The following is a 12,034-nucleotide window of genomic DNA, read 5'->3' as shown; positions in this document are numbered from 1 at the left end:
GACAGCTCTGAAGGATCGTTCAACCGATCACTTTAGTTCTAACTGATCGGCATTACAGAACGGGTCTGGCTTTTGATTCATCTTAACAATGTGTTAAGCGGGTTCGTCGTATATCTACGACCATTTAGTGGCTCAGATATAATTAGTGGTCTAGGCACAGTTAATGGTCTAGGTATAGATAGTTTTGCCAGCTCTTCATGCGAATAAGGACCTTACGCATGATAGACACGTGAGTGAAGCTGTCAGAATAAACGGCAACTTCAACTGCGGTACCCATAGGTAAATGGTAGTCAGACAGATCATCAGTGATACTTAGTGTAACAAATACACGACCGCTAGTACGCAGGGCATCAGTACCAAGTAGCGCACCTCGAGCTTGGAATTGACTCTCACCGATAGCTGGAATCACTTCATTAATACGTCCCTTAAACACCTTTCCTGGTAAAGCTCTGAACAAAAACTCAGCTTCGTAACCCGGTTGTAGGCGTTGTAAGGAGTTCTGTCTAAACGCGGCGGTATAGAACTGTTCCTCTGTGTGAACAAACGTCATCACAGGAGCTAAAGGAAGTGGTACTGCCATTACACCTGGGCGTAATGCTAGTTGTGTAACGTATCCGTCAGTGGGTGCTCGAACCACGGTTTGTTCTAAATCGAACTGAGCTTTACGTAATTCAGCTAATAAACTTAAAACCGCTGTATTCTCGCCACCTATTTCAGAGTTCAAGGCAATCTTTGTTTGTTCTAGATTTGCATCTGCAACTTTCACGGCCGCTTCCGATGCTTTGTAAGCTTGTCTGCGAGTGTCTAATTGTTGCTCGGTAAAAGCTCCGCTGTCATAACCGCGCTTGTAACGAGAAAACTCACGTTGGGCTTTATCTCTTTCTGCGATGGCTTTGATTTTTGCAGCTTCAGCTTCAGCCACTTCAGATTCCATTCCAAGAGCACCTTGGCTTGCTTCTTTTACCTTGGCTTCTAACCTTGCAACCTCAGCTTCGAACGGAACAGGGTCGATTTTGAAAAGAATATCCCCTTGCTTCAGAGGTTTGTTTGCTTCTACAGGCACTTCAATAACTTTACCTCTAACGCCTGAAACGACTGGCGTTGTTGAGTAAACTTGGTTACCGATTTGCGTAAATGGATGGTTGTAGTTCATTAGTAGGATTAGGGTACCTACTATGATCACACCTCCAAGTACGGCAGTAGGCACTGTCCATTTATTTAGCGGGATATTGAACACCTTGAAAATGGTGATACAAAGCGCCGCATAGGTCATTATCAGCAGTAAATCCATTACTTAACCTCCTGATCTTGAGCGTTGTTTGCTTTTTTCTCTGGGCTTTTTTGCGTAGTACCCGCTTGTTTGAGCTGAGCGATTTCTTCCTGAAGAGTGCTAACTTGATCAATTAAAATATCGACGCGATGATGAATGTCGTGTTGCTCTTCCTCAAGCTTGGCAAAACCCCAACCGCGATCTTTACGCCAGAGCGTGGCCCAAATCCAAAGAAATGGCCAAATAGTATGTAAGGTGAATAGGCTAACCCAGCCTGAAACATGAATAGCATCTTGATGAGGGTGATTGCGTTCTTTCGCTATTTCGTAAGGAATATCGTGAATAACGATGATGCCGTAAAAGATAACCAATGCTACGAAAATAAGTAGACCGAGTGCAAAATAGTCTAAAAACATAACAGTTCCTTGTAATGTTAGATATTAGTTATAAATATACTACGCTATCATCCAAGTAATTGTTATAAAAATGATTTACCCAGTTATAAATAATGTGTTTTCGCTTCTAATGCGAACAAAACCACTGTTGTATCTTATAAAATCCTAACCATATTTGAAGAGGTTTTAGGGATTTACATAGGAAACTTAGTTGATGCGATCTAGGACTCGATTCTATATGACGAACACAACCACAAAGGATAAACACAGATGTATATAGGTGAATTGGCGGCTATTGGTGCTGCGATTGTGTGGGCGTGTGCGACATGGATTTATGGGCAGTTTGGACACCGCTTCTCTGCGATGCAATTGAACATTGTTAAAGGTGTCGTGGCGTCTGGAATGATGTTATTCGTGATGCCTTTAATCCCAATGCCCGAATTTGAATTGAGTACCAACCATTTTCTGATATTGGCGATTTCAGGTGTTATTGGAATTGCGATTGGAGATAGCGCCTATTTTGCGGCATTAAAAAGAATCGGAGCGAATAAGACTTTGCTGCTGGAATCATTAGCACCACCGCTTTCAGGTGTGCTGGCAATAATGTTTCTAGGTGCTGCATTAACATTGCAAAGTTGGCTCGGGGTCGTGATAACGACATTAGCGGTGACCTTTGTGGTTTTTCAGCCGTCGAAATCTGCGAACGGTAATAACCTCTCCAATGACAACGCACAATGGGGGGGGATTGGTTATGGGCTTTTGGCGAGTGTTTGTCAGGCATCTGGTGTGGTTATTTCTCACTACGCATTAGTGGCGGGTGATACCCCACCATTATTAGGTGCACTGATTCGCCTGACGATTGGTGTGTTTGCCGTAATGCTGATTATCCCTTTTGTTGAAAAGAAGCCGTATTCATCGATAAAAAGAGATTTATGGGAAATGACCAAGCTCGATAAACTTTGGTTATTAGGGGCAATCTTTGTCGGAACCTTTTTGGCATTGTGGCTTCAGCAAGTGGCATTGAAGAATGCGAACCCTGCGATTGCACAAACATTGATAGCGACCAGTCCGGTCTTTATTTTGGTGATTTATGCGATTAAAGGGGAGAAGGTGTCAAAGCAAAGCGTCATAGGGACGCTTGCTGCCCTTGCTGGAATATCTCTGTTCTTTTATCAATAAGATGCAGGCTTAACTACAGAACTACAGAACTACAGAACTACAGAACTACAGAACTACAGACCTACAGACCTACAGACCTACAGATCTATAGGGTCGCAGAGTTACATGCCACTACTCTGTACACACTTGATTACGGCCATTGGCTTTAGCTCGGTATAGCGCTTTATCGGCACGGTAGAAGGTACGCTGAGTATTTTCTCCGTCGCGATGTAAAGTGATACCGATACTCACGGTTAAACCGCGTTCTCCGAGTATTTCATGCCATCCGAATTGGAAGATGCGCTCTCGATAATTTTCAGAGTGCATTTCTGCTTTCGCAAGGTCAGTGTTTTCAAGGATGACTAGGAACTCTTCCCCGCCAAACCTGACACATGACGCGCCTCTAAACTTAAAGTATGAACGTAACTCTTGAGAAACGCTGACAATCGCTTTATCACCCACTAAGTGGCTTAATTCATCATTGATAGACTTAAAGTGGTCGATATCAACAACCATTAATGCGAAAGGTGCTTCGTGAAGCAGCAGGTCTTTTAGTTTCACATCTAACCATCGACGGTTGTGTAACCCGGTCAGTGGGTCGGTGAAAACATCTTGTTGTAGTTGAGCAACTGTATTCTTGTGTTGTTCAGTCGTCTCTTTGAGTTCTCTATTTTCTTGTTCAGAGAGAATGAGTTTGAGTTGTAACTCAAAACGCGATAGGCGGCGTAGTTGGCTTGCACCAAGTTCGCTGATCGGGATCTGCTTCATCAGATCCGTTTCAATTCGGTAACCTTTTTTCTCATAGCTTAGAGCTTCTTGAAAACGGCCCTGATTCATACATACGTCACTCAAAGAGTCATAGAAACGCTTCGCAAGCACTGGCGATGAGTAGGCTTTTACACGTTTGTCTGTGCTCGACAAAATCATGCTCGCATAGTCTTGCTTTCCGGTTGCACTTAGGCAATGAGCTAACTCGAGACGAGTCATGGTTGCGAGCCAGCTTGCTTGAGTGCTGTTGGCTGGGTATTGAACTTTTGATAGGCAACGTAAGGCTTCATGGTATTTTTTCTTAGCACGAAGCACTTTCGCTTGGTAGAGCAATATTTGAGCTGTGAGCAACTTGTCACTCACTAGAATACTTAATTCTTCGCACTCATTCAGTAAATCGCTGGCCGCGGTAATGCGGTTGAGCAGAAGTAGGCTTGCTACCATATGCAGCTTGAATTTGAGGCGAAGTGAGCGACTGCTTATCGCGTGGTCTATACTGCTGATTTTTTGGTAATAGCGAAGAGCTCTGTTGTGATCACCATAGGCATCACACAGGTTCCCCATACCTAAAATTGCTAATACATATTCATCGATATGGCCATGTTCAACCGCGATTGTCGATGAGCTGACGAATTCATTCAGTGCCGATGTGTAATCACCAATTTCAACTAAGCGGTCGCTTAGGCTGGTCTTTACTGTGAGAATGTCTTCGATATCTACAGGAAGGTGGAGTAGGTCGAGTGCCAGCCTGAGTTCTTCGATACTTGTTTGATTTTGTTGTAACTCGGCACGGTACTCAGAGCTGATGATATAGCAGTGCGCTTGCTCAGTTTGCGTGGTCGAAACGTGCTGGCGAATGTGGTTCCAGAATATGATCGCTTCTTCACCCGATACCGATGAAGGGTCTAAACCAGCATCTGTGATTTTGCGTAATAGGGTTTCCATTATTCTATTACCTCAGCATCGTCTTCTTCTAATTGTTCAAGAGTGAACGGGAACGTCAAAATATCATTGAGGCTGACGGTAGGTCTCGAACCTTTTAATCCTTTTCTATGCCATGGATATATTTCTAGCATGGTGCTGAGAGTTTGGAAGGTTTGTTCTGCGGCTTCGCCTTTCTCTGAAAGCATCATAGCAACACGCTCTGAACTCAGCCTAGCGATGAAGTCGTTTTGATTACACAAGGTATGAGCAATCTCGGTACAGACATCTAAGTAATCGGTATCGACATGATGGAACATAATGATGCTGTGGTTCGAACGCTTAAGTTCTGTCTTAAATAGGACCAGCTTCTCCCACCAAAAGGTTTCAGATACGACATAAGAGAGATGCTTTTCAGGATCGTACTCATGCTGGCCACGAATACGATTAATCAGCTTTCGTGCTCTCTGTTCAAGCTGGCGTTTTGAACTGCGCGCTTTGTCTAAACCGACACGATTCGTTTGCTCTTTAAGCATGCCGATGGAATATTGACGGTACTTTTTAAAGGCGACCAACGCAGCTTTGAAATCTTGGTTTTCTTCTGCAACCAAGGATTGTTGGTAACAAATTTGGCTAAGCAACTCACCATTATCGAATTCATTTGCAGAGTGTTCAGCGAGTTTCAGCAATTCTGCCGCATGTTCTGGTCTTTTTCTCAGGAGCTCCAATCGAGCTCGGCTGATGTAAGAATGCGCTTTCATCCAGACGAGGTTATGTTCTACAGCTAGTTTATGCGCTTTGGCTGTAGCGCGCTCTGCATCATCTAAACGTTCAAGGCCAAGCAGGGCAAGGCCTCGAAAGTCCCATACTTCTGCATGCCAAGTGTTATCTTTATGTTCTTTTAACGCTTCTTCTGCACCGTCGAGTACTGATAGCATTTCAACATAGTTGTTAAGCAGATAGTAATCCCAAGCGAGCAGTATTCTTGCTTTGCCCTCTAGCCAACCAATGCGGCTGTTGTTAGCCACTTTAACGGCAAGCTGGTGGGTAGAACGTGCCAGCTTATATTCATGAGTCATTCGCCAGATGTTGCCAAGTCCAATGAGACATTCAATTTGAATCTCGACTTCATCAACCAGTGCAGATTGCTCTAAGGCATTGATCCAGAACTGTTGGGCGGAATAGTACTTGGCTTGTCCCCAGTACTGGAGCGCGTGTAAATGGAGGATTTCAGGGAGGAAAAGGTCGGTATCTAATCGGTTTTGGCGCTTGTAGGCTTCCTTGATGTACTTCAAACCTTTTTGGTAATCCATCAGGTTCCAGCTACACCTTGCCATTAACATTAACGACTGGATAGCACCCTCTTCAAACAGAACTTGCTCCGATCTGACTAGGCACTGTTGAGCAATCTCTAGGATCACCGATGGCTCAGAGTCGACACGAGTTTTGAGTTGTTCTAGTTCTGTTTCAAGAAGGTACTGATTTTTGTCCAAGAGTTAGATCCATAATTATCGAACATATTGATAACACAATCATTATAAGAGTGTGATTTGAGATAAGCACCAATTATCTTTCTTAGGGCCTTAAAGGAACATGTATCTTTTCCAATTATGGGTGTTACCTCATGTTGTTGCTTTAAAATCAATGAGTTCCCGAATAATTATCTAGAGGTCTGTTTCTATGAAAGTAGTTGCTTTAGGGTCAATGGCTGCTCTGCTACACCTAAGCGCTGCGCTGCCGTGAGCCCTTGCTTATCTTGGTAGCACAGATTGTGCCAAGCTCTAAAGATGTCGAGCAATGGAAGAATGCCCCCAGGACGAAGCTTACGTCTGGGCTCATTGATGAAGCTATCAAATAACAGCTGGAAGCGTTGTTGATAGAACTTGGTTTGCTGAATTGAGGCAGTGTTAAACCACTGTTTTGGTTCTGGATTGTTACCCGTTAGGTAGCAAATACCTTTCTGGTTATCACCTTGATTTGCGATAGCCCAACGATCGCGCCACCAACTCATGTGAACGATGTCGATCTTTTCGAAACTTTGATCGTCTTGCCAGCCGGGATCTTCCTCTACATACATAAGGTCAATATTTTGACTCTGAATGCGCGGCAAACATACACTTAAAGCGGCAGATCTTAGTAATGGATCTTGTGGCATATAGATAGCGACATGCTTGTCTTCATTACACATATCAAGCACATGTAAGAAGTGAGCATAAGAGGTATAAGGCGGTCGAATCAGCGCGCCTTTTGAAGGGTAGCTAAATGTTGTGAGGTTACCCATAGGATCCTCAACGTTACCTCTCGCTAGAATCACTTGGTACTGCTGTTCAATACGCTCTTTCAACTTGTCAGATGGCTGAGGTTGTTCGAGGTTCGCTTCTGATGAGTGATCTTTGGATACAAAACGCGCAACGTCATCGTAAGGATTGTGATCAACATTCCCTGAAGGCTCTTCATTTTGAGAGTAGTTAACGTGTTGGCAAAGGATGTAGCCAGAATGCGCTTCGCCAGTCGCTATCCAAACCACACCGTTGTTACTTTGTGGCTGTAGACGCTGGTAGTGAGATGCGAACTCGTAATCTTTCGCATGGTTAACCCATCGTGCATCGATCATCGCTAATTTACGACGACAACGGCTCGCGATATGGTCAACATGATCATAGAAAGTCTTTGGATTGATCTCTAATTTTCTACAGATTTCACGTACGGAATAACCCATGAACAATAAGCCCATGAGGTTTTCTTGAAACTGAAGTTTTTTATTGGATCCAGACCACTTGTCAACGAAGGTTGACTGGCAGTCTTTACATCGATAACGCTGCCTGTCACCACTGTAGCCGAAGGCATGGTAAAGATGTTTGTGGGTATGAACCGATAAGCCGAAGTTATCGCAATCATCATTACGACAAGCAGGGAGCCCATCGCTGTGAAGTTGTCTTAGGCGATGAAGTTCGCTTAACACTTCACGATTGTTAAGTAAGGGGGGGAAAGCTCCACATTCACGACAAACCATCGCCGGACGCTTAGGGTTTGCGTGTTGCAAAACATACCGTTTTGCATCGCTCAAGCCAAAGTTGTCACACGCCAATGTTTTACAAAAGTTGAGTTGCAAACCATCCGCATCTTTTGGCAGCTTGTCGTTAGACACGATCTCCCCCTCGGGATTATTTGAGCAGCCAAGTAAGCTTGGCTGCGGGGTAACGCTTTTCAATGTATCTTATTCAAGTCGTTAGATGTTGATTGCAGTCTCTAGAGCAACTTTCATCATGTCGTTGAAAGATTTTTGACGATCTTCAGAGCTTAATTTCTCACCACGGATGATGTGGTCAGACACTGTTAGGATGGTTAGTGCTTTAGCACCAAGATCCGCAGCAACACCGTAGATACCAGCCGCTTCCATATCAACACCAAGGATGCCTAGCTTTTCCATTTTCTCGAAAAGGTCAGCTTCTGGAGTGTAGAAAAGGTCTGCAGAGAATACGTTACCAACTTTAACTGGAACTTCTTGTGCACGTGCTTGGTTTACAGCTTCTTCTAGAAGACCGAAATCAGCGATAGCAGCGAAGTCGTGGTTGTTGAAACGAATACGGTTTACTTTTGAGTCTGTAGAAGCACCCATACCGATAACAACGTCCATTAGTTTAACGTCGTCACGTACCGCACCACAGCTACCTACGCGAATAACGTTTTTCACGCCGTATTCAGCGATAAGCTCGTGTACGTAGATGCAGCATGATGGGATACCCATACCGTGGCCCATTACAGAAACTTTCTTACCTTTGTAAGTGCCTGTGTAACCAAACATGTTGCGAACGTCACAAACTTGCTTCACGTCATCAAGGAATGTTTCTGCAATGTATTTTGCGCGAAGCGGGTCGCCCGGCATAAGTACTGTTTCTGCGAAATCACCAGCTTGAGCATTAATATGAGGTGTAGCCATGGTCGTTCTCCAAAGTTTAAACGGTAATGATAGGAACAGGATTTAATCAATTACCGATTCTGTTGAATTGAATTCGTTTTGTTGAGGCAATATTAGCGAGTTAAAACGAGGCTCCATGAGACTTTAGTCACAAAACCGCTTTGCCATTATAGTTTTATTAATATTGATAACCAAATATGTTGAAAGCGTAAAGGCAATCGATTTTGTATGGGTAAATTGCAAGCTAACTACAGATAAATCTCTAGATATAAACCTATTGCATATTAGTTTAGAGACAACAATACATTGTAGAGGCGTTTGATCAGCGATAATCTAAACTTTGATAAAAGACAAACCAAGGAATTGTATGTCGTATTGCGCTAACTTGATGCCTTTGCTCGCTATGAAAACAAAACTGCGCAAGATCGCCTTGCTTACTGTGGGAACGACTTTGTTCCCTCTGGTAACAACTCTACTTGCAGGTGCGATGACTCCGTCGTGGGTGTCTGCTGCAACTTTTGAGTTGCCACCAAAAGAAAGTCGAATCGTGGGCAGAATACAGCAACATGAAGTTGCAGCGGGTGAAACGTTGGCTATTATTGCAAAGCAATACGATATTGGCTTTCTCTCTTTGATGGCGGCAAACAAAGGGGTCGATCCTTTTCTTCCTGCTGAAGGTTATGTGTTAAGCATTCCAAGCCGTTTGATTCTGCCGGATACCCCGAGAAGAGGCATTGTGATTAACCTTGCTGAGTTGAGGTTGTACTACTTTGAGCCTGAGAAAAATCAGGTGCATGTCTTCCCTGTCGGTATTGGTCGAGTAGGGCGTGATACTCCCGAGATGATCACTAAGATAAGCCAAAAACGTCCAAACCCGACTTGGACTCCTCCAAATTCAATCCGTAAAGAGTACTTAGAAAAAGGGGTTGAGTTGCCAAGAGTGGTTCCTGCTGGGCCTGAAAACCCTTTGGGTGAGTATGCATTGCGACTTGCTTACGGTGCAGGTGATTACCTGATACACGGCACCAATAAAGACTTTGGGATTGGCTTACGAGTCAGTTCTGGGTGTATTCGTATGGAACCTAAAGATATTGAGTGGCTTTTTGAACAGGTCAGTCGTGGTGAACAAGTCACGATAATCGATGAGCCGATTAAAGTGTCTTTAGAGCCTGATAGAAGCGTGTTTGTTGAAGCTCACGAACCATTGACGCGAAGTGACGGCTCTAAGAAACTACTGCAAATCCCTGTTGAATTGAAATGGTGGCTTGAAGATGCAGACCTTCCTAACTCAAAGGCGAAAGCAGTTATCTTTGCTCAAAATGGTGTGCCTGTTGAAATAGCACCGCCTGTGATTGAGTTCTAATTTGATAGGTTGTGAATAAAGCCTTAAAGCTTTCTTTCTCTTCTCCCTAAATAAAAAACACCACCTCGAAAGAGGTGGTGTTGTCAATTTAATGCATGTATATACGTCTTTTGAAATCTACAGCTTAATTGAGCTTATATCTCAATTACTTAGTGTAAGACTCAGCAATGTTATCGATACGGTCGTTAGCACGATCCGCTTCTTCTTTTGCTGCCATAGCCGCAGCAGATGCTTCTTGAGCTTTCATTTCAGCAGCAGCTTTGTCACTCTTAAGTGCTTCTACTTCGCTGGTTAGCTCAGCAACTTGGTTAGTTAGTTGGTCCATTTCTGATACTGCTGCTTCTTCAGGCTCAGAAGAACAACCAGCTAAAATGAAAACTGAGGCTGCAGCTGCGATTAACGTCTTATTCATAAGAACTCCTTGCTATTTATCATCAAAAGATGCGCTATACATTCTTTATCATATAGTCGCTTCATTAATGATTGTAGCGACTAATTTTTTAACTGCAAAAACAATAACTAAAGAAATTGCTAAATTTTTGAGGTAATTAGCTAAGCATCACGTTCTGTCTCATTTGTGAGATAGCGGGATTAGAATCAATTTTTGCCTTATTTGGAAGACCTATCCCTTTAGTGCCAGTGCATACAATATCCTAGGCAACTTGAGATATAAGGATAAATTTACTGTGATCTCTATCCTTATAAAGTACTTTCGCGGTATCATGTCACGTTAAATTAATTTTATTCAATACCATCATGACTGGAGAGTCCTTTGCACTTTAAAGATTTAGGCTTAGATAACCGCTTACTGAAGAACTTAAAACATTACGACTTCAAGAAAGCGACAGAGATCCAATCAAAAGCGATCCCTGTTGCTATTGCCGGTAAGGATCTATTGGCTTCATCAAAAACGGGATCAGGAAAAACGTTGGCGTTTGTGTTGCCAATGATACACAAAGCATTAAAAACCAAAGCGTTTTCTGCTAAAGATCCTCGTGGTGTAATTTTGGCTCCTACTCGTGAGCTAGCAAAGCAAGTTTACGGCGAACTGCGAAGCATGCTTGGTGGTCTGTCTTACGAAGCCACACTTATCTTAGGTGGTGAAAACTTTAACGACCAAGTTAAAGCTCTGCGTAAGTACCCTCGCTTTATTGTTGCGACTCCAGGCCGTCTTGCGGATCACCTTGAGCACCGCTCATTGTTTTTAGATGGTGTTGAAACGCTAATCCTTGATGAAGCTGACCGTATGCTGGATTTAGGTTTTGCACCTGAATTACGTCGCATTGCGAATGCAGCTAAACACCGTCGTCGTCAAACGTTGATGTTCTCTGCGACGCTTGATCACGCGGAAGTGAATGGCATTGCAAATGAAATGCTAGACGCACCTAAGCGTATTTCTGTTGGTGTTTCTAACGAACAGCACCTTGATATCACTCAGAAGTTCTACCTGTGTGACCATCTAGATCACAAAGAAGCGATTTTAGATCGTGTGATTGAAGAAGCCGAATACCGTCAGGTGATGATCTTCACTGCAACTCGTGCCGATACTGATCGTTTAACGGATAAGTTAAACGAGAAGAAGCTTAAAGCAGTTGCATTGAGCGGCAACCTAAACCAAACGCAACGTAATGCCATCATGAGCCAGTTCGAGCGTGCGGTTTACAAAATCTTGGTAACAACCGATGTTGCTTCGCGTGGTATCGATATTCCAAACGTAAGCCACGTTATTAACTTTGATATGCCTAAGCATACAGAAGAGTACGTGCACCGTGTTGGCCGTACTGGTCGTGCGGGTAACAAAGGTGATGCAATCTCTTTGGTTGGTCCAAAAGACTGGGACAGCTTTAAGCGTGTTGAGCTTTACCTTCAACAAGATCTTACTTTCTCTGTGCTTGAAGGCTTGAAAGGTAAATTCAAAGGTATTAAGCCTCGTAAACCTGCTTTTGCTAAAGGCGGACCTGCGAAGAAGAAGACCAGCACTCAAGTTAAGAAAACACCGAAGAAACCAGTTAAGCGCGATAAGAGCTTCCACCAAAATGTGGCGGTGGGTGATACCGTGTTTATCCCTAAGAAGAAAGTCGCACCAAAAGTGGATGACGAGTAATCATCTCGCGTGACCTAAAGTCGATGTTTATAAAAACAGATCTTTATAAAAGTTGACGTAAATAAAAACCGCCGGTGATGGTAATGCCGATCAGTTAGAACTAAAGTGATCGGTTGAACGATCCTTCAGAGCTGTC

10 protein-coding genes are annotated in these 12,034 nt (G+C 43.5%); 3 read left to right on the top strand and 7 right to left on the bottom strand.

Annotation, left to right across the window (positions count from 1 at the left end; all coding sequences use genetic code 11):
• Window positions 1–160 precede the first annotated feature (160 nt).
• Together ED652_RS22905 and ED652_RS22900 are read right to left on the bottom strand one after the other, a co-directional pair.
• On the bottom strand, window positions 161–1,291 hold the full coding sequence (locus ED652_RS22905) for an HlyD family secretion protein (RefSeq protein WP_076677400.1): 1,131 nt from the start codon (window positions 1,289–1,291) through the stop codon (window positions 161–163).
• On the bottom strand, window positions 1,291–1,686 hold the full coding sequence (locus tag ED652_RS22900) for a DUF3302 domain-containing protein (RefSeq protein ID WP_076653453.1): 396 nt from the start codon (window positions 1,684–1,686) through the stop codon (window positions 1,291–1,293). Before ED652_RS22900 ends, ED652_RS22905 begins: the two co-directional genes overlap by 1 nt.
• 249 nt (window positions 1,687–1,935) lie before the next feature.
• Here ED652_RS22900 and ED652_RS22895 point away from each other — a divergent pair, with 249 nt between their 5' ends.
• Window positions 1,936–2,844, top strand: coding sequence for a DMT family transporter (locus tag ED652_RS22895; protein ID WP_122056275.1), 909 nt, complete (start codon window positions 1,936–1,938; stop codon window positions 2,842–2,844).
• Window positions 2,845–2,955: 111 nt separating this feature from the next.
• Here ED652_RS22895 and ED652_RS22890 read toward each other — a convergent pair whose 3' ends face one another.
• From ED652_RS22890 to deoD, 4 genes are all read right to left on the bottom strand, one after another.
• The gene (locus ED652_RS22890; protein WP_017081835.1) at window positions 2,956–4,536 is read right to left on the bottom strand and encodes a GGDEF domain-containing protein; all 1,581 of its coding nucleotides are present in this window, start codon (window positions 4,534–4,536) and stop codon (window positions 2,956–2,958) included.
• Window positions 4,536–6,005: a hypothetical protein gene (locus ED652_RS22885; protein WP_122056274.1), complete on the bottom strand. Its 1,470-nt coding sequence runs from the start codon at window positions 6,003–6,005 to the stop codon at window positions 4,536–4,538. The genes ED652_RS22890 and ED652_RS22885 overlap by 1 nt, the downstream gene beginning before the upstream one ends.
• A 185-nt stretch (window positions 6,006–6,190) precedes the next feature.
• The gene (locus tag ED652_RS22880) at window positions 6,191–7,660 is read right to left on the bottom strand and encodes a hypothetical protein (RefSeq protein ID WP_004732073.1); all 1,470 of its coding nucleotides are present in this window, start codon (window positions 7,658–7,660) and stop codon (window positions 6,191–6,193) included.
• Window positions 7,661–7,741: 81 nt separating this feature from the next.
• Window positions 7,742–8,452 (bottom strand): purine-nucleoside phosphorylase, encoded by a 711-nt coding sequence (gene deoD, locus ED652_RS22875; protein ID WP_004732072.1) that lies wholly within the window; start codon window positions 8,450–8,452, stop codon window positions 7,742–7,744.
• Between the two features lie 346 nt (window positions 8,453–8,798).
• Here deoD and ED652_RS22870 point away from each other — a divergent pair, with 346 nt between their 5' ends.
• Window positions 8,799–9,794, top strand: a complete 996-nt coding sequence (locus tag ED652_RS22870) for a L,D-transpeptidase family protein (protein ID WP_122056273.1) — start codon at window positions 8,799–8,801, stop codon at window positions 9,792–9,794.
• Between the two features lie 145 nt (window positions 9,795–9,939).
• On the opposite strand, the gene ED652_RS22865 is transcribed toward ED652_RS22870, so the two are convergent.
• A complete protein-coding gene (locus ED652_RS22865) occupies window positions 9,940–10,206 on the bottom strand; it encodes an Lpp/OprI family alanine-zipper lipoprotein (protein ID WP_029223276.1) in 267 nt (88 codons plus the stop codon).
• A 360-nt stretch (window positions 10,207–10,566) separates the two neighbouring features.
• On the opposite strand from ED652_RS22865, the gene ED652_RS22860 reads away from it, so the two are divergent.
• Window positions 10,567–11,898 carry a DEAD/DEAH box helicase gene (locus tag ED652_RS22860; protein WP_004732064.1) on the top strand — a complete coding sequence of 444 codons (1,332 nt, stop codon included), beginning with the start codon at window positions 10,567–10,569 and terminating at the stop codon, window positions 11,896–11,898.
• Window positions 11,899–12,034: the final 136 nt, after the last annotated feature.

This window comes from Vibrio sp. Evd11, assembly GCF_900382755.1.
Classification (GTDB): domain Bacteria; phylum Pseudomonadota; class Gammaproteobacteria; order Enterobacterales; family Vibrionaceae; genus Vibrio; species Vibrio lentus.
The sequence above is the reverse complement of the archived record's forward strand: the minus strand, read 5'-3'. Positions and strand labels throughout refer to the sequence as shown.